General features: G+C 68.9%; 27 protein-coding genes. 12 read left to right on the forward strand and 15 right to left on the reverse strand.

Annotated features, from left to right (window positions below):
* Window positions 1–89: 89 nt before the first annotated feature.
* Genes BM394_RS14335 through BM394_RS14345 form a run of 3 tightly spaced genes read right to left on the reverse strand, consistent with a single transcriptional unit; the run spans window position 90 to window position 4,209 of the window.
* A complete protein-coding gene (locus BM394_RS14335) occupies window positions 90–1,811 on the reverse strand; it encodes an IlvD/Edd family dehydratase (RefSeq protein WP_092978694.1) in 1,722 nt (573 codons plus the stop codon).
* A complete protein-coding gene (locus BM394_RS14340) occupies window positions 1,808–3,304 on the reverse strand; it encodes an aldehyde dehydrogenase (NADP(+)) (protein WP_092978696.1) in 1,497 nt (498 codons plus the stop codon). Before BM394_RS14340 ends, BM394_RS14335 begins: the two co-directional genes overlap by 4 nt.
* On the reverse strand, window positions 3,304–4,209 hold the full coding sequence (locus BM394_RS14345; RefSeq protein WP_217643511.1) for a fumarylacetoacetate hydrolase family protein: 906 nt from the start codon (window positions 4,207–4,209) through the stop codon (window positions 3,304–3,306). Before BM394_RS14345 ends, BM394_RS14340 begins: the two co-directional genes overlap by 1 nt.
* 160 nt (window positions 4,210–4,369) lie before the next feature.
* Here BM394_RS14345 and BM394_RS14350 point away from each other — a divergent pair, with 160 nt between their 5' ends.
* The gene (locus tag BM394_RS14350) at window positions 4,370–5,167 is read left to right on the forward strand and encodes an IclR family transcriptional regulator (RefSeq protein ID WP_139235231.1); all 798 of its coding nucleotides are present in this window, start codon (window positions 4,370–4,372) and stop codon (window positions 5,165–5,167) included.
* A 284-nt stretch (window positions 5,168–5,451) separates the two neighbouring features.
* Window positions 5,452–6,504 (forward strand): NAD(P)H-dependent flavin oxidoreductase, encoded by a 1,053-nt coding sequence (locus BM394_RS14355; protein WP_092978702.1) that lies wholly within the window; start codon window positions 5,452–5,454, stop codon window positions 6,502–6,504.
* A 196-nt stretch (window positions 6,505–6,700) separates the two neighbouring features.
* Here the strand turns inward: BM394_RS14355 and BM394_RS14360 are convergent, their stop codons facing one another.
* The 7 genes from BM394_RS14360 to BM394_RS14385 all read right to left on the reverse strand — a co-directional run bounded on the left by BM394_RS14360 (window position 6,701) and on the right by BM394_RS14385 (window position 10,620).
* Window positions 6,701–7,186 (reverse strand): Imm1 family immunity protein, encoded by a 486-nt coding sequence (locus BM394_RS14360; RefSeq protein WP_092978704.1) that lies wholly within the window; start codon window positions 7,184–7,186, stop codon window positions 6,701–6,703.
* A gap of 72 nt (window positions 7,187–7,258) precedes the next feature.
* Entirely contained in the window at window positions 7,259–7,456 is a 198-nt protein-coding gene (locus tag BM394_RS14365) for a DUF397 domain-containing protein (RefSeq protein ID WP_092978709.1), read from the reverse strand.
* Between the two features lie 148 nt (window positions 7,457–7,604).
* Window positions 7,605–7,793 (reverse strand): DUF397 domain-containing protein, encoded by a 189-nt coding sequence (locus BM394_RS14370; RefSeq protein ID WP_092978713.1) that lies wholly within the window; start codon window positions 7,791–7,793, stop codon window positions 7,605–7,607.
* Between the two features lie 151 nt (window positions 7,794–7,944).
* Window positions 7,945–8,805: a hypothetical protein gene (locus BM394_RS22475; RefSeq protein ID WP_139235232.1), complete on the reverse strand. Its 861-nt coding sequence runs from the start codon at window positions 8,803–8,805 to the stop codon at window positions 7,945–7,947.
* A 291-nt stretch (window positions 8,806–9,096) separates the two neighbouring features.
* Window positions 9,097–9,285 carry a DUF397 domain-containing protein gene (locus BM394_RS14375; RefSeq protein ID WP_092978715.1) on the reverse strand — a complete coding sequence of 63 codons (189 nt, stop codon included), beginning with the start codon at window positions 9,283–9,285 and terminating at the stop codon, window positions 9,097–9,099.
* Between the two features lie 307 nt (window positions 9,286–9,592).
* The gene (locus tag BM394_RS14380; protein WP_092978716.1) at window positions 9,593–9,781 is read right to left on the reverse strand and encodes a DUF397 domain-containing protein; all 189 of its coding nucleotides are present in this window, start codon (window positions 9,779–9,781) and stop codon (window positions 9,593–9,595) included.
* Window positions 9,778–10,620 (reverse strand): helix-turn-helix domain-containing protein, encoded by an 843-nt coding sequence (locus BM394_RS14385; protein ID WP_092978718.1) that lies wholly within the window; start codon window positions 10,618–10,620, stop codon window positions 9,778–9,780. The genes BM394_RS14380 and BM394_RS14385 overlap by 4 nt, the downstream gene beginning before the upstream one ends.
* A gap of 136 nt (window positions 10,621–10,756) precedes the next feature.
* Between BM394_RS14385 and BM394_RS14390 the strand changes: the two genes are divergently transcribed.
* Genes BM394_RS14390 through BM394_RS14400 form a run of 3 tightly spaced genes read left to right on the forward strand, consistent with a single transcriptional unit; the run spans window position 10,757 to window position 11,699 of the window.
* Window positions 10,757–11,014, forward strand: a complete 258-nt coding sequence (locus BM394_RS14390; protein WP_092978720.1) for an HC3 family zinc finger protein — start codon at window positions 10,757–10,759, stop codon at window positions 11,012–11,014.
* The gene (locus tag BM394_RS14395) at window positions 11,011–11,253 is read left to right on the forward strand and encodes a hypothetical protein (protein WP_092978722.1); all 243 of its coding nucleotides are present in this window, start codon (window positions 11,011–11,013) and stop codon (window positions 11,251–11,253) included. Before BM394_RS14390 ends, BM394_RS14395 begins: the two co-directional genes overlap by 4 nt.
* Window positions 11,253–11,699, forward strand: a complete 447-nt coding sequence (locus BM394_RS14400; RefSeq protein ID WP_139235233.1) for a hypothetical protein — start codon at window positions 11,253–11,255, stop codon at window positions 11,697–11,699. The genes BM394_RS14395 and BM394_RS14400 overlap by 1 nt, the downstream gene beginning before the upstream one ends.
* Before the next feature lie 197 nt (window positions 11,700–11,896).
* On the opposite strand, the gene BM394_RS14405 is transcribed toward BM394_RS14400, so the two are convergent.
* Complete coding sequence (locus BM394_RS14405; protein ID WP_175530109.1) at window positions 11,897–12,532, reverse strand: class I SAM-dependent DNA methyltransferase; 636 nt, start codon at window positions 12,530–12,532, stop codon at window positions 11,897–11,899.
* A gap of 227 nt (window positions 12,533–12,759) precedes the next feature.
* Window positions 12,760–14,037, reverse strand: coding sequence for an MFS transporter (locus BM394_RS14410; RefSeq protein WP_092978731.1), 1,278 nt, complete (start codon window positions 14,035–14,037; stop codon window positions 12,760–12,762).
* Between the two features lie 227 nt (window positions 14,038–14,264).
* On the opposite strand from BM394_RS14410, the gene BM394_RS14415 reads away from it, so the two are divergent.
* From BM394_RS14415 to BM394_RS14425, 3 genes are all read left to right on the forward strand, one after another.
* Window positions 14,265–15,179, forward strand: coding sequence for a LysR family transcriptional regulator (locus BM394_RS14415; RefSeq protein WP_245780196.1), 915 nt, complete (start codon window positions 14,265–14,267; stop codon window positions 15,177–15,179).
* A gap of 130 nt (window positions 15,180–15,309) precedes the next feature.
* Window positions 15,310–16,785 carry a saccharopine dehydrogenase NADP-binding domain-containing protein gene (locus tag BM394_RS14420; protein ID WP_092978733.1) on the forward strand — a complete coding sequence of 492 codons (1,476 nt, stop codon included), beginning with the start codon at window positions 15,310–15,312 and terminating at the stop codon, window positions 16,783–16,785.
* 228 nt (window positions 16,786–17,013) lie between these two features.
* A complete protein-coding gene (locus BM394_RS14425) occupies window positions 17,014–18,159 on the forward strand; it encodes an IS701 family transposase (RefSeq protein ID WP_092978735.1) in 1,146 nt (381 codons plus the stop codon).
* On the opposite strand, the gene BM394_RS14430 is transcribed toward BM394_RS14425, so the two are convergent.
* On the reverse strand, window positions 18,153–19,604 hold the full coding sequence (locus BM394_RS14430) for an MFS transporter (protein WP_092978738.1): 1,452 nt from the start codon (window positions 19,602–19,604) through the stop codon (window positions 18,153–18,155). The two genes, BM394_RS14425 and BM394_RS14430, sit on opposite strands and share 7 nt — an antisense overlap.
* A gap of 298 nt (window positions 19,605–19,902) precedes the next feature.
* Between BM394_RS14430 and BM394_RS14435 the strand changes: the two genes are divergently transcribed.
* On the forward strand, window positions 19,903–20,664 hold the full coding sequence (locus BM394_RS14435; protein WP_092978740.1) for an SDR family NAD(P)-dependent oxidoreductase: 762 nt from the start codon (window positions 19,903–19,905) through the stop codon (window positions 20,662–20,664).
* A gap of 7 nt (window positions 20,665–20,671) precedes the next feature.
* Here BM394_RS14435 and BM394_RS14440 read toward each other — a convergent pair whose 3' ends face one another.
* Window positions 20,672–22,114: a GNAT family N-acetyltransferase gene (locus BM394_RS14440; RefSeq protein WP_175530110.1), complete on the reverse strand. Its 1,443-nt coding sequence runs from the start codon at window positions 22,112–22,114 to the stop codon at window positions 20,672–20,674.
* A 198-nt stretch (window positions 22,115–22,312) separates the two neighbouring features.
* Window positions 22,313–22,687 carry a VOC family protein gene (locus BM394_RS14445; RefSeq protein ID WP_092978744.1) on the reverse strand — a complete coding sequence of 125 codons (375 nt, stop codon included), beginning with the start codon at window positions 22,685–22,687 and terminating at the stop codon, window positions 22,313–22,315.
* Window positions 22,688–22,950: 263 nt separating this feature from the next.
* Here BM394_RS14445 and BM394_RS14450 point away from each other — a divergent pair, with 263 nt between their 5' ends.
* The 3 genes from BM394_RS14450 (at window position 22,951) to BM394_RS14460 (ending at window position 25,419) form a co-directional block, all read left to right on the forward strand.
* The gene (locus BM394_RS14450; RefSeq protein ID WP_092978749.1) at window positions 22,951–23,724 is read left to right on the forward strand and encodes a LamB/YcsF family protein; all 774 of its coding nucleotides are present in this window, start codon (window positions 22,951–22,953) and stop codon (window positions 23,722–23,724) included.
* 115 nt (window positions 23,725–23,839) lie between these two features.
* Window positions 23,840–24,496 carry a 5-oxoprolinase subunit B family protein gene (locus BM394_RS14455; protein WP_092978751.1) on the forward strand — a complete coding sequence of 219 codons (657 nt, stop codon included), beginning with the start codon at window positions 23,840–23,842 and terminating at the stop codon, window positions 24,494–24,496.
* Entirely contained in the window at window positions 24,493–25,419 is a 927-nt protein-coding gene (locus tag BM394_RS14460) for a 5-oxoprolinase subunit C family protein (protein ID WP_092978753.1), read from the forward strand. The genes BM394_RS14455 and BM394_RS14460 overlap by 4 nt, the downstream gene beginning before the upstream one ends.
* Window positions 25,420–25,487: the final 68 nt, after the last annotated feature.

Below are 25,487 nucleotides of genomic sequence, written 5' to 3' on the forward strand. Positions count from 1 at the left end.
GCGGTTTCAAAAGGGGTGGGGATGCGGCGCGCGAGCCGCCGAGGGTGCTCGCGCGCGGTTGAACGCGGGACGGGGGCGTCCCGGGGCCGTCAGTGGGACTGCCGCGCCACCGTCGGGCCGCTGGAGCCGACCAGGAAGTCGAGATCACAGCCTTGGTCGGCCTGCAGGACGTGCTCGGTGTAGAGCTTCACCCAGCCGCGCTCCTCCTGCCGCGGGGTGGGGTGCCGCTCGGAACGCCGACGGGCGAGTTCCTCGTCGGGTACGTCGAGGTGCAGCCGCCGGGAGGCCACGTCGAGTTCGATCCAGTCACCGCTCCGCACCAGCGCGAGCGGTCCGCCCACGGCGGACTCGGGGCATACGTGCAGTATCACGGTTCCGTAGGCGGTTCCGCTCATGCGTGCGTCGGAGATGCGCACCATGTCGTCCACGCCCCGCTCGGCGAGTTTGCGGGGAACGGTGAGGTTGCCGACCTCGGGCATTCCGGGGTAGCCGCGTGGTCCGGAGTTCCGCAGCACGAGCACCGTGTCCGCGTCCACGTCCAGCTCGGGGTCGTCGACGACGGCGTCGTACTCCTCGATGCTGTCGAACACCAGCGCCCTGCCCCGGTGGTTCGCGAGCTCGGGGGAGACCGCGGACTGCTTGACGACCGCTCCGTTCGGGGCGAGGTTGCCGTGCAGCACCGCGGTCCCCGCGCCGAGACCGAGCGGCTCCGCACGCGGGTGGATGACTTCGGTGCCGGGCACCCGCTCCCCGCCGGACGCAGCCTCGACGAGCCCGCGCCCGGTGACCGTGATCGCCCGTTCGTCCAGCAGATCGGTCAGCTCGGCCAGGACGGCGGGCAGCCCACCCGCGTAGTAGAAGTCCTCCATCAGGTACTCGCCCGAGGGCTGCAGGTTCGCCAACCACGGCACGTCGCGACTGATCGCGTCCAGGTCGTCCAGCGTCAGCGGGAGTCCCACCCTGCCCGCGATGGCCAGCAGGTGGACCACGGCGTTGGTGGATCCGCCCAGCGCCGCGTTGGCGACCACCGCGTTGCGCATCGCGGGTTCGGTCACGACTCTGCTGAGTCGCAGGTCCTCGCCGACCATCTCGACGATCCGCTGTCCGGCGCGCTGCGCGGTGGCGTAGCGGCGGGAGTCCACGGCCGGTATCGCGGCGGACCCCGGGAGCGAGAGGCCCATAGCCTCGGTCAGGCAGGCCATGGTGGATGCGGTGCCCATCGTCATGCAGTGCCCGTTGCTCCGGGACATGCCCGACTCGGCGGCCAGGTAGTCCTGTTTGCTCATCCTGCCCGCGTTGACGTCCTGCGTGAACTGCCACACGGCCGTTCCCGAACCGATGTCGCAGCCTCGGAACTTGCCGTTGAGCATGGGGCCGCCCGTGACCACCAGGCTGGGCAGGTCCACGCTGGCCGCTCCCATGATCGACCCGGGGGTCGTCTTGTCGCACCCGGTCAGCAGCACCGTTCCGTCCATGGGGTTGCCGCGCAGCGACTCCTCCACGTCCATCGACAGCAGGTTGCGGAAGAGCATGGCCGTGGGGCGCAGCAGTGTCTCGCCGAGCGACATCGTCGGGAACTCCACGGGAAATCCGCCCGCCTGCCAGACTCCCTGCTTGACGCTCTCGGCCAGCCTTCGCAGGTGCGCGTTGCACGGTGTGAACTCCGAGAAGGTGTTGCAGATCCCGATGACCGGACGTCCGTCGAAGACCTCGTCGGTGAACCCCTGGGCCCGCATCCACGAGCGGTGGAGGAAACCGCCCCTGCCGCTCTCGCCGAACCAGTGCCTGCTGCGGTTGTCCTCGTCGTTCATAACGGCCTCCTGACCGGGGACGTGCTCCGCTCACCGTCGACGAGGCGGGGCAGCCCGAGCGGGTTGTGGTCCGCCAGCTCCTCCGGGAGCAGTGGTTGGGGGGTGGACTGGAAGCACACCGGACGCAGGAACCGCCGCAGCGCCGTGGTGCCGACGGAGGTGTGCACCGAACCGGTGGTGGCGGGGTGGGGGCCGCCGTGGTGCATGGCCGCCGTGACCGCGACCCCGGTCGGCCAGCCGTTGAACACCACCCGGCCGACCCGTTCGCGCAGCACTTCCAGCAGCGGAGGAACCACCTCGTTGTCCGGGTCGGACAGTTGTTCGGCCTCGCAGTGGAGGGTGGCGGTGAGGTTTCCCGTGAACGCCTCGGCGGCCTCTCGCAGTTCCGCGAGGTTCTCGTAGGTCACCACGATCGAGGTGGGGCCGAAGCATTCGGTGAGCGCGGAGTCGGAATTGGCCAGCAGTTCCGGCACGGTGGTTTCGAGCAGCGTGGCGGGTACCCGCTCGTCCGCCGGAGCGCCGGTGGCCAGCACTCGCATTCCGGGGACGGTGGTCAACCGCTCGCGTTCGGCGGCGTACGCGTCCCTGATCCGCTCGTTGAGCATCGCGGCGGGAGCCGACCGCTCCACCGCGTCGACGATGCGCTGCCGTTCGCCGTGCCCCGAGGGCAGGAACAGCAGACCGGGTTTGGTGCAGAACTGTCCCGCGCCGAGGGTGAAGGACGCCACGTACCCGTCGACGATCTCGGGGCCGCGTGCGCGCAGCGCGGCGGGGGTGACGAACACGGGGTTGAGGCTGCCCAGCTCGCCGTAGAAGGGGATCGGGTCGGGCCTGGAGTTCACCGCGTCCAGCAGTGCTTTTCCGCCCGCCGCCGAGCCGGTGAACGTGGCCGCCTTGACCCGCGGATCGGTCAACGCGCGCAGGCCGGCGTCTTGCCCGTGCACCACCGCGAGAGCGCCTTCGGGGGCCCCGGAGGCGCGGAGCGCTCCGGCGAGGAGCTCGCCGATGCGTTCGGACAGCCGTGGGTGTCCGGGGTGCGCTTTGACCACGACCGGACATCCCGCTGCCAGCGCCGAGGCGGTGTCACCGCCCGGGACGCTGAAGGCGAACGGGAAGTTGCTCGCGCCGAACACCACGACCGGTCCGAGCGGAACGAGCATCCGCCGCAGATCGGGCCTGCCGTTCTCGGTCGCCGTGTCGATGACGGGTTCCAGGTACCCGCCGTCCTCGAGTGCCGCGGCGAACATCCTGAGTTGTCCGCTGGACCTGCCCACCTCGCCGGTGAGGCGGGGGCGCGGCAGCGCCGTCTCGCTCTCGGCCAGCGAGACGAGCTCCTCGGTCGCGGCGTCCAGCGCGTCCGCCGCCGCCCGGAGCAGCAGGGCCCTTTCGGAGGGACGCAGCGCGGCGAGCGGTCCGGCCGCCTCGCGCGCGGCGCCGAGCGTTCGTTCGAGTTCGGGGAGGTCTGTTTCCTCCGGGGTGGTGGCCGTGGTCATCACGCCCTCGCTTTCGGTTCGGTGGGGGATTCGGTGAACCAGGAGGTGGTTTCCCGTCCCCGAACGACGTGGTTCGACAGCCTCGCCACCTCGTCGATCTCGATCTCGATCAGGTCGTCCGGGGCCAGGGTGAAGTCGAGTTCCGGGATGATCCCGGTGCCGGTGGCGAGCACGGCACCGTCCGGGAAGTCGGTCTCGGCGAACAGCGCGTCCACCAGTTCCCGCGGGGTTCGGTGCAGCTTCGCGGTGGAGGTCTCCCCGCGCCACACCTCGTTCCCGTCCCGTCGCACGGTCATGCTGATGCGCAGGTCGGTGGGGTCCTCCACCTGCCAGATCGGCCTGATGCCCGCGCTGAGTCCGCAGCTGCCGTTGTAGACCTTGGCCTGCGGCAGGTAGAGCGGGTTCTCCCCTTCCAGGGAGCGTGAGCTCATGTCGTTGCACGCGGTCAGACCGACGATCTCGCCGTGGCTGTTGACGACCAGCGCCAGTTCCGGCTCGGGAACGTTGAGTGGCGAGTCCGCGCGGATGGCGACGGGATCACCGTCGGTGACCACGCGCCACGCCGGTGCCTTGAAGAACAGCTCGGGCCGTGGCGCGTCGTAGACGTGCAGGTAGACGGTGCCCGCCTCGCTCTCCTCCACGCGGGCGCCCCGAGACCGTTCGTAGGTCACGCCGCTCGCCCAGACCTCGGTGCGGCCGTCGACGGGAGGAAGTAGCCGAGCGCCCGATTCGGGCGTGGAGTCGGCGGAGGTGTTCCGCTCCAGGAACTCGCGGAACTCGGCCGCGGGCAGGCGTAACAGCTCCGCGATGCTTTCCACCGAGGGCAGGGGGGTGACGCGGTCTCCTTCGTGGCGGCCGATGCGGACCGTGCCCGTCCCGGGATCCACGTAACGAACCAGGTGCACTGCGCCTCTCCTTGAGTTGTTCCGGGCGACCATCACTCGTAATGGTCAATATGCTGAACGGTAGACAGCATGCTGAACGATATGGGCCGCTGTGATCTGTGTCAATCCGAGGTGGGAAATAGGATGCGGCGCAGGGACCGGCTGAGGAGGAGCACGGATCGTGGAGAACGAATCGGGTCAGGGGGACGGAGACCGCTCTCTCGCGCCCGCGGTTACGCGTGCGGTGGCGGTTCTGGACATGCTCGCCGCGAACCGGGAGGAGTCGTTCGGGCCGAGCGAGCTCGGCCGGAGGTTGGGGATCGCGAAGTCCTCCGTGTCCAACGTGTGCCACGCCCTCGCGCAGGGAGGGCTGCTGCGGCAGGTGGACGGGGAGTACTGCCTCGGCCAGCGGCTGGTGGAGTACGGCGAGGCGTATCTCGCGGGTGTCGACCTCGTCCAGCAGTTCCACGCCGCCTGCCTCGAGCTGGCCGAGGACGAGGAGGAGACCCTCCAGCTGGCCGTACTCGACGGTTCCGACGTGGTCTACCTGGCACGCAGGGGTGGAGGCCACCCGATCAGGCTGGTCTCCGAAGTCGGTCGTCACCTGCCCGCGACGTGTACCGCGGTGGGCAAGGCGATGCTCGCCACGCTGAGCGAGCGCGAGCTGGCGGAACGGCTCGGTACGGACCAGGAGCTGCCCCGGCTGACCGCGAACAGCGTGCGCACCCGCGCCGAACTGGATTGGCAGCTTTCCGAGATCCGCGCCAGGGGCTACGCCGTCGACGACGAGGAAGCGGGCGAGGGCATATTCTGCCTGGCCGGCACGGTCTCGACCCGCAGCGGCACGACCGCCGCGGTCAGCGTCACCCTCCTCAAGGCCCGACACAGCCGGGAACGTGAGCAGCGACTCGTCGCACTGCTGCGAACGCTCGTGCGGGACCTGGCGGGGCGGCTCGGTTCGACCGGGGTGCGGGGGTAACGGGATTCGGCGTCCCCACCGGTCGCCGCTCGGGAAGCGACGTCGAGCTCTCGCACTCGTTGGCTACCTGGATTTCACCCCTGGTGTGTTGACGGCCGACAAGCCCGGCACGCTGTGCCGGATTTCATCCGCGCCGCTGTTGCGCGGCGGTTCCGGCTTTGTGACCGTGGATCTCGCCGGGCCGCACGGTTGTCGCCTCGCCTCAGCGGGTAGCCCCGTCGTCCGGCACGGTTCGCCGCTGGTGGGCCGGAACACGACTTCCTCGAGAACCAGGAGCGCACGCGGTGTTCGATTTCTCCGAGCTGCGGCTCCCCGTGATCGCCGCGCCGATGGCGGGCGGACCGTCCACACCGGAACTGGTCGCCGCCGTGGCATCGGCGGGCGGTACCGGTTTCCTGGCGGCGGGCTACAAGACCCCGGAAACCCTGCGGGAGCAGATCGAACGGCTGCGCGGCGAGGTCCCGGTCTTCGGCGTCAACCTGTTCGTGCCGGGGCCGCCGTCCGACCGCGCCGAGGAAGTGGCCGCCTACCTGGCGGAACTGCGCGGCGAGGCCGAGCGCTACGCCGCGAAACTGCCGCAGCCCGACCCGGCCGACCGCGACCGCTTCGAGGAGAAGCTCGACCTGCTGGAACGCGAACCGGTCCCGATCGTCTCCTTCACGTTTGGCCCGCCGCCCGAGGAGGTGGTGCGGCGGCTGCACCGGGTGGGCACGCACGTGGTGGCCAGCGTCACCACGGTCGACGAGGCGCTGCACGCCGAACGCAACGGTGCCGACACCCTCACGGTGCAGGGCACCGAGGCGGGCGGCCACCGCGCGACGTTCCACCCGGACACCCCGGACGACGAGGTGAGCACCCTCGAACTGCTCGTGCGGGTGCGGGCGGCCACCGAGCTGCCGCTGCTCGCGGCCGGTGGGATCTCCGACGGCATCGACATCGCCAACGCGCTGCGGGCGGGGGCCACGGCGGTGCAGCTGGGAACCGCCTTCCTGCGCTGCCCCGAGGCCGGGACGAACGGGCCGCACAAGGACGCGCTGATCGATCCGCGCTTCGCCGAGACCGCCGTGACCAGGGCGTTCTCGGGCAGGAACGCGCGCGGGCTGCGCAACCGGTTCATCGCCGAGCACGACGCCATAGCCCCGGCCGCGTACCCGGAGGTCAACCAGCTCACCAAACCGCTGCGCGCCGCCGCGGCAGCGCAGGCCGACCAGGACGGGCTGGCGCTGTGGGCGGGGACCGGCTACCGCGAAGCGGGTGATGACCCGGCCGGGCGAATCGCCACTCGGCTGTGGGAGGAGGCCGGGAGCCCGGTTCCCGGCGATTTCGCGAGAAATTGACGGCGCCCTCCGGGCCGGGGTGGCTACCGGGGACGCCGTCATGGGCCGTGGTGTTTGGTGGTCAGTGGAAGCGGTTGGTCTTGAGGGCGGTGCGGTTCTTGGTGGCGCGGAGGGCCGCGCCGTGGGCTAGGTGAAGTCGGCGCACGCGCCGATCCAGGTAGGAAGCAGCTGATCACCGCCGCCAAGCTCATCGGGGCTATGCGGCGTTGCGCAGCATGGCTCGGTATTGGTGTGCGTCTACGTACAACCGGCCGAGATCGTCACCGTCCGAGGACCACAGGATGCATTCGGGCCGCTCACCTGTTCCACGGCGGCAGAACTCGCGGATCGCGGCTTCCACGTGGTCGAGTGGGATGGTGTAGGCGGGGTGGAACCAGCGTGGGTATCCCGGGTCACCGATGACTGCGGGGTCCCGGGGAGGACGCGGGTTGACCGAGACCCACCGGTGGCCGTAAAGGGAGTCGGCCACTTGGCGCTCTTCGGTGTGTGTCCAGGTCAGCGCGCCGAAGCCGGTGCGTGGATTCGTCGCGATCTGCAGGTAGTTGTCCGGCCACCAGTCGAAGGTATCCGCATCGTGACGAGCGGTGGCGAAGCTGAAGTAGGCATCTTCGCCGGGGGCCATCGCTTCCCACGGGGTGCCCGGGTCCAGGTCGTACAGGACCTTGTTGATCAGCGCTTCCACCTGCTGGGGGACTCACCGTAGTGGTAGGTCCCGTGGATCACCGCGTTCAAGATCATTGTGGGGCCACTCCCTTCAAGGGCCATTCTCGCTGCGGTTGGTTTTGAGGGCGGTGATGAAAGCCGTCCACTGTGTTCGGGTGGTGGTGAGGTGTCCGGCGTTGCGGTTTTTGGTGTCGCGGATGGCCGCGCCGTCGGTTAACCGGCCGACCTCGACGCAGTTGGTTTGGTTGCCGCTGTAGCTGGACTTGTGCCAGTGGGATGCTGAGCTCATACCGCTTCTTCCCGTTCGTCGATGGTGCCGTCCAGCGGATCCTCCCCCCGCTGCGGTGGAAGGTCGATCCGGAAGTCGGGTGAGACGGCCGAGTGAGAAGACCGTCCCGGTGCGCGCGCACTTTCCGGGACGGTCTGGACGGCTGAACTCATTCGAAGCGGTCGGTCTTGAGGGCGGTGATGAAGGCTGTCCACTGTGTTCGGGTGGTGGTGAGGTGTCCGGCGTTGCGGTTTTTGGTGTCGCGGATGGCCGCGCCGTCGGTTAACCGGCCGACCTCGACGCAGTTGTCGGTGTTAGTGCTGCGGGTTGACTTGCGCCAGCTGTGCGGTGTGGTCATTGTGTGCTCTCCGTTCCGTTGATGGCTTCGTCGATGAGCTCCACGGATTTGGTCGGGCTTATGACGACTTCGAACCCGCATCTGTCAATAAGTTCATATGGAAACGAGCCCCACACGTTCCGCAGTATGGGGCTCGTCGCTGTGGAAATTTTTAGAAGTCGTTCGGGTTCAAAGGAGTTGGGAATGCCTCAGGATTGGATCCGCCAGCCCTCCATCGCAGGGCACGCAACCCTTCACCTTTGATGTGTGCATTCCACGACTTGATGTACAGCGCCAGAATGTGTGCTTGTGAGTAGTTACGTTTTGAGGAAGGCGTGCTAATCAGCCACTCACGCAGCCTGTGCACTGGACTATCTTGTGCTAGCTCGTTGCCATCTGCCAGTTGCGCAAAGAACGAGTCGGCCTCGTCTTCGTCCAATGTGGAAAAAACAAAGTGAGCGACGGCCGCAACTGCTGGTGACATACGGAACTTTTTGATTGGTTGCGACTGCTGCACTGACTTCCGCAGTCCAGGACAGTCTTCCAAGAGAGTCAGGAGTTCCTCGTAGGTAGGCTCAACTTTGAAGTACCGCAGTGTTCCCTGTTCATACCGCCAGTACAACCGCAGAGCGGCAGCCAACTCAGTCACTTGCGATTCGCTTCGCAGTCGCAACACATCAGCAAGGGTGCGTTTTGCGCCGGTGTCCATCGTGACCTGGGCTTCTCCGGAGATCCCCCACGCCACAAAAGTCCTTACAGAGTGACCTGAATGCTGGATGGCTAGCAGCCGGTGCTGACCGTCTCGCAGTCTGTCGTTTTCATCGAAACGGATAGTGTCCCCGTTGACCTGCCACTCGTCGCGTCGGATCGCACCCGCGATCTTTTCTACCAAGCGTTCACGTATGTTGCGGTTGTTGTCGTTGGTTGCCAGCCACTTACCAGCCATTTCCGGTGTGACAGTCATCAACTGGACGGTTGGGTTGAGGTTGTTCTCACGGTGCGCGCGAGAAGCACCGGCGTTAGGGTCTTCCATGGTTGTCCTCTCAGAGCACGTAAACCAGGCAGGGCAACTGTGTCAGCGGTGTTGGTGGCAGCCGCCCGCTGACAGACTGTTTTTACACGGCGTGATCGCCTGCCTCACTAGGGTAGGCGATCACACCGACCTCTGGTGCAGCTCCCCCACACGTAGCGCCGTTCTACGGTGTTCTCTTCTGTCTCATGAGCAGAGCTACCACTGTCGTGTGGTCCTGAGACGTGGTGGTTTTGGGCAGTAAACCGTCTTGATATACCCCTCACATCCAGGCGATTTGGGCGGTGTTCGGCTCTACTCAAAGCGATTGGTCTTGAGGGCGGCGATGAAGGCCGTCCACTGTGCTTGGGTGGTGGTGAGGTGTCCGGCCGTGCGGTTCTTGGTGTCGCGGACGGCCGCGCCGTTGGTTAACCGGCCGACTTCGACGCAGTTCGAGGTGTTCGTACTGCGGGTTGACTTACGCCAGTCGCGTGGTTTTGTCACGGTTTGCTCTCCGTTCCGTTGATGACGTCGCTGATGAGCTCTGCGGACTCGGTCGGGATCATGGCGATTTCGCGGACGGTTTGGCGGGGGTGTGTGCACCACTCTGGCAAGGATTGCCGGGGCCTCGTGAGGGCGCTCATCGGACTTTTGCCGGGCAGGCTATGACTGTCCGATGGGGCGTAACCCTACGTACTCTCACCTCAGATCGAGCCACGTGGCGCACGCACTGGTTAAAACGAAGCGAGAAATTGATGGCGTCCCCGGAGCCCCTGGTGGGTACCGGGGACGCCGTTGTGGGGTCTGGTGGTCAGTGGAAGCGGTTGGTTTTGAGTGCGGTGATGAAGGCTGTCCACTGTGCTCGGCTGGTGGTGAGGTGTCCGGCTGCGCGGTTCTTGGTGTCGCGGATGGCCGCGCCGTCGGCTAACCGCCCGACCTCGACGCAGTTGGTTTGGTTGCCGCTGTAGCTGGACTTGTGCCAGTGGGTTGTTGGGCTCATGTTGCCTCCTTCAGTTCTTCGATGATCTTGGTTATGAGTTGTGTGGTGGTATCGGGGCTCATGGTGGTCTGTCGGAGGCTATCGGCTGCTGTTTGGTAGTCGGCCACGTCTTTGGCGTCGGTGATGGTGGTGCTGGAACGGTAGTGTTCGAGATGGACGACTGGTTTGGTTCGCTCGAATTCGAGGAGCACGAAGGGGCCTTCGAGTGCGGGCGTGTAGCGCTGTTCCAGTGGAATGGCACCAAGGGAGACATTGGGTAGCTCTGTCCAGCTGATCAGGTGGCGTAGTTGTTCCAACATCACGCCTGGTTCGCAGGGTGGGTAGCGGAGTGCGTGTTCGCCGATGACGGCGACGAGTTTGACCGGATCGCGTTGGGTGAGGACGTCTCGACGGCCGAGACGGAAGGTGACTCGCTGATCTGCTTCGCCACGCGTAGCGCCTGCGCCGATCATGATGGATCTGGCGTACTCGGCGGTTTGGAGCAGTCCGGGGATCAGTAGCGGTTGTACATCGACGATGGTGCGTGCTGTCCGTTCGTACTCGGTCAGCGCCGCCAGTTGGCGATCGACACCGGGAGCGACCCAGTTCGGATCTCCCGCGTCGCGTGCCAGTTTGAGCAGTCGATCGCGCTCCTCACCGGTGACACCGAGGATTCCCAGCACCGCGCTCGTGTCCGCTTCGCTCGGCGTGAGCTTGCCGGTCTCCCACCGTGACACGTGGGTGTGTGAGCGGTCGAGTTGCCGTCCTAGCTGGTGAGTGGTCATCCCGGAAGCTTTGCGTGCTTGCCGCAGCTCGGCACCGAGTTGGCGAGAGCGTGGGGTATCAGCGGTGCTGGCCATGCACCGATCCTAGTCAGTCGCCGCGTTGTTTCTGAGTGTCACGCGATCGAAGCATTGCGGATTTGGTGCATGCACTGAAAATCTGTGCATGCACCAAATGGAAGTTAGTGCACTATTCGATAAGGAGTGATCGCTCGTGTCGCATCCGTTCGTGTGGGTGCCGGGTGGTGGTGCTCGGCATGCGAGTGGGGATGTGGTGCCGCTGCCGGGGGTGGAGTTTCCGGAGGGTGTGGTGGTGTCGACGTTGTGCGGCGTGGAGGTGTCGGCGGAGACGGGTGAGGTGGCGTGGTTGTGGGGCACGTGTCGCGATTGTGACGAGCGGACGCGGGAGGTCGTCGGACTGGAGCCGTTGGCCGAGGTCGAGCGGCGCGCCGGAAGGGTGGTGCGGTCGTGACCGGTGAGCGGGCGAAGTTGGCGATCGCGCTCAAGCACGAGGAGTGGGTACTGGATCAGGTGGCCTGCGACCTGGCCGGTGGTCGGGCCACGGCGCGGCGGTGTGCGGAGACGGCGGTGGTGCTGGAGCGGGTGGCGCGGCAGCTGCGGGAGCACGCGGCGGCGGTCTCGTTCGGTGGTGGGGCCGTGGACGGTGTGGTCGATGCGGGTGTGCTGGGTGATGAGGGTGGTGCCCGGTGATGGTGAGTTCGGTGTGGCCGGTGGGGACCGCGTTGGTGCTGGCCGGGGTGGCGGTGGTGCTGCGGTGCTGGTCGCGGCGGGGCGCCTGGCGTCCGCGCCATGCCGGGGGCAGTGGCCCGGCGGCACGCGGGTTGGCGGTGTTGCGGTTGGAACCCTACTTCCGGGAGGAGCGGCCCACGGTGGAGCTGATCGGATGGCCGCTGGTTGATCCGGATGAGCAGCCGCACCTGTTCGCCCCGGCGGTGCCGGGGCCGGTGGTGCCGTCGGTGGTGCCCGCTGCCGCCGAGGCTGCTGCGGCGGCTGGTACCGCGCCCGGTACCGGGGTTGCTGCCGGGGCCGGGGAGGCCGGGAATGTCGAGAGCGGCCTGGGCAGCGCGGCCGAGCAGCCGGACCCGGTCGTCATGGGCCGGGTGCTGGCCGGGCTGCGGCGGCTCCAGAGGCCCTGAACCCTTCCGAGTTCCGGCATCGTCGCCTTGGCGCGGCCCGCAGTCATGGTCCGGGTGTCCCGACCAGCCCCGACACAGTGGCGGGACACCCGGACCACCCCGACCTGGACCTCGTCAATTTCTCGAGAAATCGCCGCGAGGGATGCCGGGGAGAGCGGCGTTGGAAGAGGGCTGGGATCTCGGAAGACGACGAGATTCTAGGGTTTGCGGGCGAGCAGCAGCTGGTGCTGCTCGGTCTCGGTACTGCTCCGTCCGGTGGGGACGAACGGTTCCGAGCTGTCCCGCAGCACCTCCAGGCCCGCCCGCTCCAGCAGCCGCGGCCACTGCTCGGCGGCGAAGCTGGTGGCGTGGATCGGGTATCCCAGGAAGCGCACCACCCGCTGCTCGATGTCGCCGGGCACCGTCAGCAGCGCGAACACGCCACCCGGCGCGAGCCAGTCCCGCACCCGCTCCAGCATGGTGCGGATCTCCGCGCGCGACAGCGTCAGGAACGAGAAGAACGCCACCACCGCGTGCAGCGACCCCGGCGGGAAGTCCCGGTCGCGGATGTCGGTGAGTTCGAACCGCGCCCCCGGCACCCGCTGCCGGGCCAGCTCGATCATGGTGGCCGAGACGTCCAGGCCGGTCACCTCGAACCCGGCGCCGGACAGCCGCTCCGAGACGGGGCGGCCGGTGCCGCTGCCCAGGTCCAGCACCTCGTCACCGGGCCGCAGCCGCGCCAGCAGCTCGTGCAGCCCCTGCCACACCAGCGGCGCCTCGTGGAACGCCGCCTCGTAGTCGGCCCCGAGCTCGTCGAACACCTCTGCCGGGTCCAGCACACCGTCCGAATCCACGTCGACTCCAAGGCGTAGGCGGCGGTTACCGCCTTCGATGCTGCGGCGAAACAGACGCCGCGTCCCGCAGAAACGCCGAGCCCCCACGGAAACACCGGAACCGACGGAGAACGCGGCGGTAACTCGCTGCTCCGAGAGTTCGCGGGGAGCCCCGGTGAACACCGGCGACTCCCCGCGTCCGATTCAGCTCCGCGGGTCGTACCCGCTCCGCGACGGTGCCGCGCTCGTCAGCCCGTGACCACGGACTCCTCGCGCTCCGAGCTCACCTCGCCCGACTCCTCGGCGTGCGAGGCGGGCCGCGCCGCGATCGCCACCGCAAGCGCACCCAGCGCGCCGATGGCCGCGAAGGCGTAGAAGCCCCACGGGTAGGCGATACCGGCCGTGAGCAGCGCACCACCGATCAACGGGCCGCTGATCGCGCCGATGCGCCCCACACCGGTGGTCCAGCCCAGCCCGGTGGCCCTGCTGTCCACCGGGTAGCTGCGCCCCACGAACGCGTAGACCAGCACCTGGGCGCTGAACACGAAGAACCCGGCGAAGAACACCGCCGCGTAGAGCCCGAAAGCGGGCAGCCGGACGCTGAGCAGCGCCAACATCACGGCGGCCGCACCGAACCAGGCCACCGTGGAGCCCTTCACGCCCGCCTTGTCCGCCACGCGACCGGCCACGACCAGGCCGACCACCGCACCGGCGTTGAGCGTCAGCAGCAGCCCCAGCGAGGTCCCCAGCGGGTACCCGGCGCTGCGCATGATCTCCGGCAGCCAGGTGTTGAGCCCGTACACCAGGATCAGCCCCAGGAACGAGGTGATCCAGAAGGCCAGCGTGGAGCGGGCCATGCCGTCGCGGAACAGCAGCGTGATGCTCTGCCGCGCCGAGGCGCCGTGCGACTCGGTGGACCTCTCGGCCTTGGCCCGGAAGACCTCGGACTCGGGCAGGTAGCGCCACATCAGCGGCACCAGAACCACGGCGGGCAGCGCCCCCGCCACGAACATGGCGTGCCACCCGAAGTTCGGGATCAGCGCGATACCCAGCAGCGCGGTCAGCACCGCGCCCACGTGGTAGCCCGTCATGATCGTGGTGGTGGCGCTGCTGCGCCACGAGCCCCGCGCGTACTCGGTGGTCAACGTGATCGCGGTCGGCAGGCAGCCCCCCAGGCCCAGCCCCGCCAGGAACCGCAGCAGCCCGAACACGAACACCGAGGGAGCCACCGCGCACAGCAGCGTGAACAGCGAGAAGGTGGTCACCGCCACCAGCAGCACCTTGCGGCGCCCGATCAGGTCCGTGACCGTTCCGATCGTCAGCGCGCCGACCATCATGCCGATCAGTCCGACCGTGGAGACCACCGACGCGCTCGCGGGCGTCAGTCCCCACACGTCGTTCTCGAGCATCACGGGCAGCACCGATCCGAGCACCACCAGATCGAAGCCGTCCAGCAGCACCGCCGCCCAACACAGCGGCAGCACCCAAGCGGCGCCCGCGCGACTCGTCGTCTCAACACCCGACACAGCACTCTCCTAGCTGGGTTGGACGTGGTTGGAAGTTCCGGCCGGTCACACCGTCTCCCCGCCCGGTCGGCGTCGCGTGGTCGCGGTGTCGCGCGGCGTGTCATGGGGTCCGGGCGGGGTGGTGACCGTCGGGTAGCAGCCTGACTTTGACGTAAGTCATATGTCCAATACCATCTCGTGACGGTAGTCATACGATCAAAATATGCGGCACGGCTGTGCTGCGACGGATGGCGGAAGTGGAACTACGACACCTGCGGTATTTCGTGACCATCGCGGAGGAGCAGAGCCTCACCCGCGCGGCAGCGCGATTGCACATCGCGCAACCTCCGTTGAGCGCGCAGCTGCGCAAGCTCGAAACGGAGCTGGGAACCAACCTCGTGCACCGCACCGCGCGCGGCGCGCAGCTCACCGAGGCGGGCAAGGTGCTGCTGGAGGAGGCGCGGCGCATCCTGCACGAGGTGGAACAGGCGGGCCGGATGACCCGGGAGGTGGGCAGCGGGCTGGTGGGCAGGCTGGCGCTCGGGTTCATCCCCTCCGCGTCGAACGCGGTGCTGCCGCCCATGCTGCGCCGGTTCAAGGCCGAGTACCCCGACGTGACGCTGCACCTGCAGGAGATGCGCCCCGACGAGATCGTGGACCGGCTGCACGACCGGCGGATCGACGCCGGGCTGTTCTACCTCCCGTTCGAGGACCCCGCGCTGCACGTCCGGCCGGTGGCCGAGGAGTCGCTGCTGCTCGCGCTGCCCGCCACGCACCGGCTGGCCGACCGGGAGCGGGTGCGGCTCGACGAGGTCTCCGACGAACCGTTCATCCTGCCCGCCCGACACGGCAGCATGCCGGGGCTTTACGCGATCGTGGTCGAGGCCTGCGAACGCGCCGGTTTCACCCCTCGGGTGGTGCAGCGCGACGTCTGGCTGATGCAGACCATCGTCGGGCTCGTGGCCGGTGGCATGGGGGTGGCGGTGGTGCCCGCCTCGATGCGTAGCCTGCAGCGCGCCGGTGCCGTCTTCCTGACGCTGAGCGACGTCGGGGAGCGGGCCCAGACCGCGATCTCGTGGCGGCGCGGCAGCACACCGCCGGTGCTGCGGTCCTTCCTGGACATCGTCACGGGATCGTCCAGCGGGGTCGGCCCCGACGAGTAGCTCCCCGGACGAGTAGCTCCCGAAGCGGTTGCGCGCCCGCGGTTTTCCCGAGGGGACGACGCTGCTCCGATCGGCTCGTGTTCCCGCCGTGCTGTGGACCACGGCGGGAACCTGATCTATACGTTGTGCCATGCGTGCCGACTGGCGGGTGGAGTTCACTGGGCGAATCCTGCTGCTCGGCTGCGGCGCGGTTTCACGGTGTCTGCAACCGCTGCTGCTGCGTCATGTCGCCATGAACTTCGGCGAACTGACCATCATGGACCGGGTCGATTCACGCACCGGGGCCGAATCGGCTCTGGCACGTGGTGCCCGCTTCGTCAGGCACCGGCTCACCAGGCAGAACTACCCGCACACCCTGGCCCGTGAGCTTGGGCCCGGTGACGTGCTGATCAATCTGACCTGGGACGTCGACTCCCGCGACCTGCTGTGGTGGTGCCACCGCAACGGGGTGCGCTATCTCGACACCTCGCTGGAGACCTGGGCGTCCGAGGGCGACTCCACCACGACCGCGGCAGACCGAACCACCTACCGCAGACACGGCAAGCTGTACGAGCTGGGGGCTCGGCTCGACCCGGCCGGTCCGACGGCGGTGGTCGAACACGGCGCCAACCCGGGCCTGGTCAGCCACCTGACCAAACGCGCACTGCACGACGTCGCCACCGCCGTGCTCGCCGATCGGGACGCGGGATCCGGCCCGGCGGTCGATGACGACGGTGCGCTGGAGTCGGCGCTGGCGGACGGCGATCACGCCCGCATCGCCATGACGACCGGCACGCGGGCCATCCACATCTCCGAACGGGACACCCAGCGCGGCGAGATCCCGAAGGACGTGGACGAGTTCGTGAACACCTGGTCGGTCAAGGGCTTCTACGAGGAGGCGACCGCGCCTGCCGAACTCGGGTGGGGCACCCACGAGCGCGAGCTGCCGCCGCTGGCCGTCACCCACGAGACCGGCCCCCGCAACCAGATCTACCTCGCCCGCACCGGGATGAGCACCTGGGTCCGCTCCTGGGTGCCCTCCACCGGGCCGATGCTGGGAATGATGATCAGCCACGGGGAGACCTTCACCATCAGCGACGGTCTCACCGTCCGTGATCCGAGTGGGCTGCCGATCTACCGCCCGACAGTGCATTTCGCCTACCTGCCCAGCGACGCGGCTCTGGCCTCGCTGCACGAGTTCCGGATGCGGGGCTACCGGACGCAGTCGCGGCAGCGGATCGTCGACGACGAGATCGTGGCGGGTTCCGACGAGCTCGGCGTGCTGCTGCTCGGCCACGGCCGCAACGGGTGGTGGACCGGTACGAGTCTGGACATCCACGAGGCGCGTTCCCTGGTGCCGGGGCAGAACGCCACCACGCTGCAGGTCGCGGCTTCGGCGCTCGGTGCGCTGCGCTGGATGCTGCTGCACCCGAATCGGGGGCTGCGCGTACCCGACGATCTCGATCACGAGGAGGTGCTGGCCGCGGCGGAGCCTTACCTCGGCGAGTGCCCCTCCGTGCCGACGGGCTGGACACCGTTCGACGGGGCCGACGATCGGCTCGACGCGCCGGTGCGGAGCTCGGACGAGGACGATCCCTGGCAGTTCGGCAACGTCCTGGTGCGCTGAAACGTCCTGGTGCGTTCAAACGCCGCTCCGGTTCGGAGAACCTCCCGCCCGCGTGTACCCCGATTCCGGATCGGACACCCCCGCATGGCACGGGTTCCGGTGCCGCGGTTCGGTGTCCCAGCCACCGGACGCGCGGCGAATCGTGTCCACCGACACGTGGTCGATCTCCGCTACACCCGGCATGGTGGCGGAAGTCGTACGCGGTGTATCGAGAAGGTGTGAACGAGTATGACCGTTCCGACCAGCCCCACCTCCGTCGAGGACGAGGTCGTCGAGGAGCTCTGCTCGGCCGCTTTCGCGGCGTTGCGCAGGAGGGACCAGCGGCGTCGCGGTGAGCAGTACGTCCGTGGCCTGCTGTCCAGCACCGGTCGTCGCTCCATCCGCAACATCGCGACGAGCGTCGGTGGCGCGGCCGCGGCGCAGAACCTGCACCACTTCGTGCACAGCTCCACCTGGGACTGGAACGCGGTGCGCGAACTGCTGCTGAGCCACCTGCGGGAGCGGATCACCCCGGCCGCCTGGGTGGTGAGTCCTCTGTCCATACCGAAGAACGGGGACCACTCGGTCGGCGTGCTCTCGTGTGCCAACAAACAGCAGGCGTTCGGGCTGTGGTTGACCGACGAGGGTTCCGCCTTCCCGGTCGATTGGCGGCTCTACCTGACCACGGAGTGGCTGGCGGACCGGAACCGCCGCAGCAGGGCGGCGATTCCCAGCGGGGCGGGCGCGGAGACGCTGGGGCAGTCCGTGGCCAATGTCGCTTTCGAGGCCGCCCGACGCTGGGGACCGCTGGACGCCCCGGTGGTGTTCGACAACGACTCCGTCGACCTCGACCTGTTCGGCACCGGGCTCGCCGCCGCTCCGTTCCCCTTCCTGATGCGGGTGCGTGCGGACAACCGTTTCGTGGTCACCGACCCGACACTGCCCGGCTACGGTTCCGTTCCCACGACGGCGCGGCGACTGCTCGAAGCCGTGCGGGGGCTGCGCGGCGACGTGGAGTGGACCGATCCCGTGACCCGCCGTCGACACACCAGCGCGGCGGTGACCGTTCCGGTGGAGCCGATCCCACGACGACCGGACAACGGCCCCGATACCGGCAAGCGGCGGATGCTGCGTCTGGTCGGGGAGTGGTCGGATCCGCGAAACCCACCGGAGCGGATGTGGCTGACGAACGCACGCACCCCGTCGGTCGATGCTCTGCTGCGGAGCGGCAAGCTTCCCCGGCGGGTCGCCCGCGACAGCGAGGAGATCGGCGGGACCGTCGGCATTCGCGACTTCGAGGGGCGTACCTATCCCGGTTGGCACCGCCACATCACGCTGGCCTCGCTGGCCCACACGGCTCGTGTGCTGTCACGGGACAGGACGGCGGACTACTGATCCCGACCTCCGGTCCCGCGGAGTGTCCACAGTGCCACCGCCGCCGTGCCGAGCAGGACCAGCGCGGCCGTGTCGAACGCGAAGGAGTACCCGGACGTCTCGGCGACACGCGGCGCTGCCCCCTCGGCGAGCAGTGAGTCGGTGTGGGCGGTGGCCAGCGAGACCAACAGTGCCAACCCGGCGGTCGGACCGGTCTCCATGGCGGTGTTGACCAGGCTGCCCGCGAGGCCGGCCCGCTCCTCGCGCCCCGGCGAGAAGACCCGGACCGTCGCACCGGAGAACATCATGCTGATCCCGACCGGCAGGACCAGCAGCCCGGCCAGCAAAGCACCCGCGTACGGTCCGTCCGCCGTCGTGCCACCGAGCAGTGCCGCTCCTCCGGCGGCGAGCAGCGAACCGACGACCGCGACGACGCGCGGCCCGAACCGGTTGACCAGCCGCGTCACGATGAGCCCGGCGAGCAACAACAGCAGGCTGAACGGCAGGAACGCGGCAGCCGTGCCGAGCGGAGACATTCCCTTCACCTGTTGGAAGTACAACGACAACAGCATGAGAACGGTCGAGATCGCGGTGGCACCGACCAGGATCACCCACAGGGCGCCGAGTCGGCGCCCCGAGCCCAGAAACGCCGGCGGCAGCAACGGGTCGGCCGCTTTCCGCTCCGCGAGGATGAAGGACGTAACCAACACCACACCCGCCGCGAGCGGGCCGAGCACCGGCAGCGAGAACCAGGATCGCTCCGCCGCGTGGACCAGGCCGTAGCTGAGCGCGGTCAGCCCCGCCGTCGCCAGAACCGCGCCCCCGACGTCGAGCCCACCCCGCACGGTCCGCCCGTCGGCGGGTAGTAACGAGCTGGTCAGCGCCAACACCAGTACGGCGGCGACCACCGGCACCGCGAACACCCAACGCCACGACACCCAGCCGGCGATCACGCCGGAGGACAGCACGCCCGCCGCCGCTCCGAGCGGGGAAAGCCCACCCCACGCCGCCAAGGCCCGGGCACGGCGACGCGGTTCGGGGAACACGACCCCGACCAGCGCCACCGCTGCCGGTGCCGCCAGTGCCGCGCCCGTTCCCTGCAGGAATCTGCTGATCGCCAGTGTCCAGAACCCGGGCGCCACACCAGCCGTGATGGAGGCGGTACCGAACAGCACGAGCCCCGTGGTGAACAGTCGCCGAGGGCCGTAGAGATCCGCGGCCCGGCCTCCCAGCAGCAACAGCCCGCTGAAGGAGAGGCCGTAGGCGGCGTTGACCAGGGTCAGGCGGCCCGCCGAGAGCCCCAGTTCCGCCTCGACGCGCGGTAGCACCACCGCGAGCATGGTGATCGCCATGATGAGCACGAGCTGCGTCGCGGCCAGCAGCGAAAAGGCCGCTCTCGTACGTGGCGTACGGCATTCCGCTCGGCCCGCCGCGGGCGCGTCCTCGTGCCCGGATCCGATGGTCATCAAAAACTCCGAAGAATCGGAAAGTCGTTTCCGTCCGGAGTTTGCGCGTCTTTTCCGGGAGGAACAACCGAGATTTCGGACTTTGTCATGTTCCGGGGGCGGCGCTCGACATGACGAAGTGTGTGGTGCGGCTTGCCCTGGTGTCCGTTGCTTCGGAGGATGTGCGGCGGATCCTCGGTAGATGTGTTCACCCGGATTTCGGGGGATCCGAGGAGTCGCTCGACCCTTTTCGGGGAGCGATTATTTCGGTTTTCACGGGCAGGCGGAGAACGGTAAGTCGGAATCAGGAGAACGAATCATGAATTCGCGTTTCGAGGGAAAAGTGGTTTTCATCACCGGAGCCGGCTCCGGTCTCGGCCGGAGGAGCGCTCTTTCCTTCGCGGCGGAGGGGGCCACAGTGGTCGCCGCGGGTCGTGACGACGAGAAGACCGCGCGGACCGTCGAGATGATCGAGGAAAACGGGGGCGAGGCCAGTGCGGTCAACGTCGACGTCACCGATTCCGCGTCGGTGAGCGACGGGCTGGAAACCGTGGTGCGGCGGCACGGATCCCTGGACATCGCGCACAACAACGCGGGGGTCTTCCCGGAACCGGGAGCGTTCGCCGACACGGCGGAAAGCACCTGGCACTCCGCGATCGCCGTCAACCTCACCGGTGTGGCGCTGTGCATGAAGCACGAGATCAACCACATGCGGGAGCACGGTGGCGGCGCCATCGTCAACGTCGGATCGAACATCGGTGACCACGCCAGGTTCGGTGGTGTCGGTCCCTACGTGGCCTCCAAGGCCGGAGTCAGCAACATGAGCCGCTCCGCCGCGCGGGACCACATTCGGGACGGCATCCGGATCAACGTCGTCAGCCCCGGTGCCTCCGACACCGACATGACGTTCCTACCGGGAGAGACGGCGGAGCAGCGTTCGGCCAGGCTCACCGGTGGTATCCCGGCGGGCAGGTTGGCCGATCCCGGCGAGATCGTCGCGGCGGTACTGTGGCTGGCCTCGGAGGAAGCGAGTTTCGTGGTCGGTCACGACCTGGTCGTCGACGGTGGGGCGAGCGCCTGACCGCGAATCAGTGCGGGCTGGTCTCGGCCAGGGTGCGCCCGGCCGGGACCGTCGCGCTCGCTTCCCGGGCCGTGGGGCGTGCCCGCTCCGTGCCGTCCCGCAGCTCCAGCGTCCAGGACCACTCGCCCGGCTCGTCCGCGCCGACGTGCTTGAACCCGGCCGAACGCAACGTGCGCGCCATCGCGGTGTTGTCCAGCTGGGTCAGCGCGCTCACCCGGGCGAGTCCGAACTCGCGGGCACGTGTCAGCAGTGCGTCCCGCAGCGCCGACCCCACGCCCAGCCCCTGCCAGTCGTCGCGCACCAGCAGTGCCAACTCACCGGCGGTGCCGTCGTGGTCGAGGTCGCCCATCGCCACCACCTCGCCCTCGGGCGAAGTCGCCAGCAGCGAGCTACCCAACCGTGAATCCCCCAGCCGCGAATCCACTCGTGCCGGAGTCGGCGACAGCTCCGGCCGTCGGTCAGCGGGGATTCCCGCCACGAAGTAGCGCCGGTGCCTGCTCGCGTTCGAGCACCGCTCGTGCAGCTCGCGCACCAGCGGCAGGTCCGCGTCCTCGGCGCCGCGTACCGCGAACTCGGAGCCGTCGCGTGCCGTATGGCCCTCGGAGGGACGTCCCGCGTGCGCCTTCCGGCTCGCCGCCAGCCCCGTCATCGCGCGGGCCCTGGCGAACTCGGCCGGGGTGAACTCCCCCGCCCTCCGGCGCAGCAGCAGCACACCGCCGCCGGGGTGGTCCAGGCAGATCGACTGCCCGAGCAGTTCATCGGTGCCCATGCCCAGACCCTCGGTCGAGGCCAACCAGCTCACCTCGACGTCGCCCAGCAGCGCCCGCAGCGCGCCGCGCGGTTCGTCGGTGCCCTCCACCAGTTCGGTCGCCAGCCGCAGTGCCCTGGTGGGGACGTCGTCCAGCTCGCGCGGGCCGGTGCGTTCGGCGGTCACGTCACGGCCACCGGCGCTGGTCACCGCCTCGACCAGTTCGGGGTGGCCGACCTCGCCGGGCAAGTGCAGCAGGAACTCGTCCACCGCCGCGTCGGCGACCGGGTGCACCTGCATGGTCCGAATGTCACCGTCCAACAGGGCCAGTTGGCCGGCCAGTGCGGCCAGGCCGCCCGGTTCGTCGCTGACCGAGGCGCGCACCCGCCACAGCTCCCGGTCCGCCCGCTCGCCGAGCTCCACAGTGGTGGGTTCGCCCGCGAACCGTCGTTGCTCGGTTCTCCGACCGCCGAGCCGGGCGAGCGCGGGCAGCATCCGACCGATCGCGGTCGCGCACAGCCACGCCACACCCGCGACTGTCAGGACCCACGCGGCGAGCCGTCCGGCCCCCAGTTGGAACAGCACGAGCTGCGTCGTGCCGACAGCCACCGCGGCAGGGGCGAACCACGCCGAGGGACGCGCGGCGGTCGGACGCCGGGTCACGGTGCCGCGGTCGGTTGCCGCGAAGTCTCGCTCGGTCATGTCCGCCATACTGGTTCCCGGTTGTTACCTCGGAGCCCGTCAGCGATGACGTGCGAGTTAAATCCGCCGCTCCCGCCCGTCGCGCGGTGGAGTGGCACCGGGCTCCGGTTCTGGAAGGCATCGGAGCCTTCCCGGGGCAACGGATCTCCCTGGGGCATCGGATCGCGCCGTGGCGCCGGTGCGCGGGTTTCGGCGTCCTCAGGAGCCGGGGTTGACCACGCCGATCACGTGCCCCTCCGGATCGGCGAACAGCCCGATCTCCAGCTGCTCCATCACCTTCTCCGGGCCCATCACCCGGCTGCCGCCGAGGGTCTCGGCCTGGGACAGCGCCTGCTCCACGTCGTCGACGCCCACGTAGAACGTCACCATTCCCTCGTAGCCCTCCGGAACGGCGGCGATGCCGCCGCCGATGCCCACGGTCTCACCGTCGTCCTCGACCGTCTCGCGCTCGACCATGCCGTAGTCCAACTGGTTGTCCGTGTCGATCTTCCAGCCGAACAGCCGTGAGTAGTAGTCGCGGAGCTTCGCCGCGTCCTTGCCGAGAATCTCGAAGTGCACCACCGGGTTGCCCATGATTCGCTCCCTTCCCCGCGCATCGCCGGAATCCGTTCGCGCGATGCTTGTCGAAAGCACTCCCACCACGAGTAAAGAACCGTCCGAGACCGGGTCGCAAGCTCTCGGCGACATCGGTGACTTCGGTCCTTCGAACCCGGGCAGGAGGCCCATGCGGGTCGGCACCTGTCCGTGGAGCCGCGTACGTGGTCTCGTGGTGAGCGTGCGACGGCGTGATCGGACCCTCGTGATCACGCGCACGGTCTCGTGAGAGGTTTCCCGGTATGGACGTCAACGCTGACCTGGCCGAGGGGTTCGGGCGCTGGGAACTGGGCGACGACACCGCGCTGCTGGACATCGTCAGCAGCGCCAACGTCGCCTGCGGGTTCCACGCGGGTGATCCGAGGACGCTGCGCGCGGCCTGCTCCGGAGCGGCGATGCGCGGGGTCGCCGTGGGGGCCCAGGTCGGTTACCGGGACCTGGCCGGATTCGGCCGCCGGTTCATCGACATGGACCCGGCCGAACTCGTGGACGAGGTGATCTACCAGATCGGCGCGCTCGACGCGCTGGCCAGGGTGGCGGGCACCGCGGTCACCTACGTCAAGCCGCACGGCGCGCTGTACAACACCATCGTCTCGCACACCGAGCAGGCCGAGGCCGTGGTGGAAGCGGTGCGCCGGTTCCGTCCCGGCATGGCCGTGCTGGGCCTGGCCGGTTCGGAGTGGTTGCGGCTGGCGGGGGAGTCGGGGTTGAAGCCCCATCGGGAGGCGTTCGCCGATCGCGCCTATACCCCGGAGGGAACCCTCGTGCCGCGTGGTCGTCCCGGCGCGGTGCTGCACGACCCCGAGGCGATAGCCGACCGCTGCCTGCGGATCGTCCGGGGGCAACCGATCGAGGCGGCGGACGGGACCCCGCTGTCGCTGTCGCCGGACTCGATCTGCGTGCACGGCGACACCCCCGACGCGGTGGGGATCGCCCGCACCGTGCGGCGGAAACTGACCGAGCAGGGGACGTCGATCGAGCCGTTCGCCCCGCCGCCCGCACTCGTGGCGGACTGAGAACCGTTTTCCGGTGTTCCTCCTCGATGTCGGTCCTCCCGGAGCGAGAGCCAGCGGGAGGTTCCGCCAAGCGAGCACCCCGGCAAGTTCGAACGGAAGACTCCAAGGAGGTGCGGTGCGGATCCTGCCCTGCGCGGACGCGGGTTTGCTCGTGGAACTGGACGAGCTGGAACAGGTGCTGGCGCTGCACGCCGCGCTGTCCGAACGGAGCCTGCCCGGCGTCCTCGACCTGATCCCCGCGGCACGGACACTGCTCGTCTCGCTGGATCCCGAGCACGCCGACCGGCGCGCGCTCGCCGATGAGATCCGCCGAGTGCCGTTGACCGGAGCCCTGTCCGCCGGAACCGGATCGGCCGGAACCGGGGCGGCCGGGGGAGAACGCGCCGACCGGGGGTCGCTCACGGTGCCGGTGATCTACGACGGTGCGGATCTCGACGCGGTGGCCGAGCTGACCGGGCTCACACCCCGCGAGGTGGTGCTCGCCCACACCGGAACCGAGTGGCGGGTGGCCTTCGGCGGATTCGCACCGGGATTCGGTTACCTGGTGGGAGGTGACCCCCGACTGGAGGTCCCACGCCGCGTGGAGTCCCGAACCGGTGTGCCCGCCGGTTCGGTCGGGTTGGCGGGCAGGTTCAGCGGTGTCTACCCGCGAACCTCGCCGGGCGGTTGGCAGCTGATCGGCCGCACCGAGCTGGAGATGTGGCGCACCGACCGTGATCCGCCCGCACTGCTGCGTCCCGGGGTGCGGGTGCGGTTCGAGGAGGTGTCATGAGCGAACCGGACACCGGTACCGCCGGGCTCGACAAGGGGTCGCCGGCCACCCGACGGCTGGAGGTGCTGCGCCCCGGTCCGCTGTCGACCGTGCAGGATCTGGGCCGGACCGGACTGGCCGGGATGGGGGTGGGAGTCTCCGGGGCCGCCGATCGGAGCTCGCTGCGGCTGGCCAACCGCCTCGTCGGCAACGCGGAGTCGGAAGCCGCCGTGGAGATCACGCTGGGTGGGCTGTGGTTGCGCGCCCGCGGTGTGCTCACCGTCGCGCTGACCGGCGCCTCGTTTCCGGTCACGCTGGACGGGCGTGCGGCGGCGAGCCACACCGTGCTCACGCTGCCCACCGGTTCGGTACTGCGCGTCGGGCAGTGTCGCACGGGGATGCGGGGGTACCTGGCGGTGCGCGGCGGTATCGACGTCCCGGCCGTGCTGGGGTCACGCGCCACCGACACGCTCTCGGGGCTGGGGCCGGAGCCGCTCGCGGTGGGCACCGTGCTCCCCGTCGGGCGAGCCCACGGCGAGTTCCCGCGCGTGGACGCCGCGCCGATCATCCCGCCGTCCGGCGGGGAACTGACGCTACCCGTGCTGCCCGGGCCGAGACAGGACTGGTTCAGCGCCGAAGCGCTGCGTCACCTGCTGCACGAGCCGTTCGAGGTCACCCGGGACAGCGACCGGGTCGGCATGCGCCTGTCCGGACCGCCGCTGCCCCGGAACGAGACCGGTGAACTTCCCAGCGAGGGGATGGTCAGCGGGGCGCTGCAGGTACCGCCCGCTGGGCAGCCCACCCTGTTCCTGGCGGACCACCCGGTGACCGGGGGATACCCCGTGATCGCGGTCGTGCTGTCGGCCCACGTGGCCGTGGCCGCACAGGCACGACCCGGCCAGCGGTTGCGCTTCCGCGCCGTGCGGGAGCCGTCGGAGTACTGATCGCGCGGCGGCACGATCGACCGACACCAGGGCCGACGTGTGCTGGTCCGGCGGGTACCGGTCCGACG

Source organism: Actinopolyspora lacussalsi subsp. righensis (assembly GCF_900116555.1).
Taxonomy (GTDB): domain Bacteria; phylum Actinomycetota; class Actinomycetes; order Mycobacteriales; family Pseudonocardiaceae; genus Actinopolyspora; species Actinopolyspora lacussalsi.

Bases quoted from the DNA above. Each gene is read 5' to 3' on its own strand.
- BM394_RS14440 (WP_175530110.1), bottom strand. From the start codon at position 22,114: ATGACCGAGCGAGACTTCGCGGCAACCGACCGCGGCACCGTGACCCGG.
- BM394_RS22475 (WP_139235232.1), bottom strand. From the start codon at position 8,805: ATGGAAGACCCTAACGCCGGTGCTTCTCGCGCGCACCGTGAGAACAAC.
- BM394_RS14435 (WP_092978740.1), top strand. From the start codon at position 19,903: ATGAATTCGCGTTTCGAGGGAAAAGTGGTTTTCATCACCGGAGCCGGC.
- BM394_RS14400 (WP_139235233.1), top strand. From the start codon at position 11,253: ATGGTGAGTTCGGTGTGGCCGGTGGGGACCGCGTTGGTGCTGGCCGGG.
- BM394_RS14370 (WP_092978713.1), bottom strand. From the start codon at position 7,793: ATGACCACACCGCACAGCTGGCGCAAGTCAACCCGCAGCACTAACACC.
- BM394_RS14340 (WP_092978696.1), bottom strand. From the start codon at position 3,304: ATGACCACGGCCACCACCCCGGAGGAAACAGACCTCCCCGAACTCGAA.
- BM394_RS14380 (WP_092978716.1), bottom strand. From the start codon at position 9,781: ATGAGCCCAACAACCCACTGGCACAAGTCCAGCTACAGCGGCAACCAA.
- BM394_RS14445 (WP_092978744.1), bottom strand. From the start codon at position 22,687: ATGGGCAACCCGGTGGTGCACTTCGAGATTCTCGGCAAGGACGCGGCG.
- BM394_RS14460 (WP_092978753.1), top strand. From the start codon at position 24,493: ATGAGCGAACCGGACACCGGTACCGCCGGGCTCGACAAGGGGTCGCCG.
- BM394_RS14415 (WP_245780196.1), top strand. From the start codon at position 14,265: ATGGCGGAAGTGGAACTACGACACCTGCGGTATTTCGTGACCATCGCG.
- BM394_RS14385 (WP_092978718.1), bottom strand. From the start codon at position 10,620: ATGGCCAGCACCGCTGATACCCCACGCTCTCGCCAACTCGGTGCCGAG.
- BM394_RS14420 (WP_092978733.1), top strand. From the start codon at position 15,310: ATGCGTGCCGACTGGCGGGTGGAGTTCACTGGGCGAATCCTGCTGCTC.
- BM394_RS14335 (WP_092978694.1), bottom strand. From the start codon at position 1,811: ATGAACGACGAGGACAACCGCAGCAGGCACTGGTTCGGCGAGAGCGGC.
- BM394_RS14430 (WP_092978738.1), bottom strand. From the start codon at position 19,604: ATGACCATCGGATCCGGGCACGAGGACGCGCCCGCGGCGGGCCGAGCG.
- BM394_RS14365 (WP_092978709.1), bottom strand. From the start codon at position 7,456: ATGAGCTCAGCATCCCACTGGCACAAGTCCAGCTACAGCGGCAACCAA.
- BM394_RS14425 (WP_092978735.1), top strand. From the start codon at position 17,014: ATGACCGTTCCGACCAGCCCCACCTCCGTCGAGGACGAGGTCGTCGAG.
- BM394_RS14450 (WP_092978749.1), top strand. From the start codon at position 22,951: ATGGACGTCAACGCTGACCTGGCCGAGGGGTTCGGGCGCTGGGAACTG.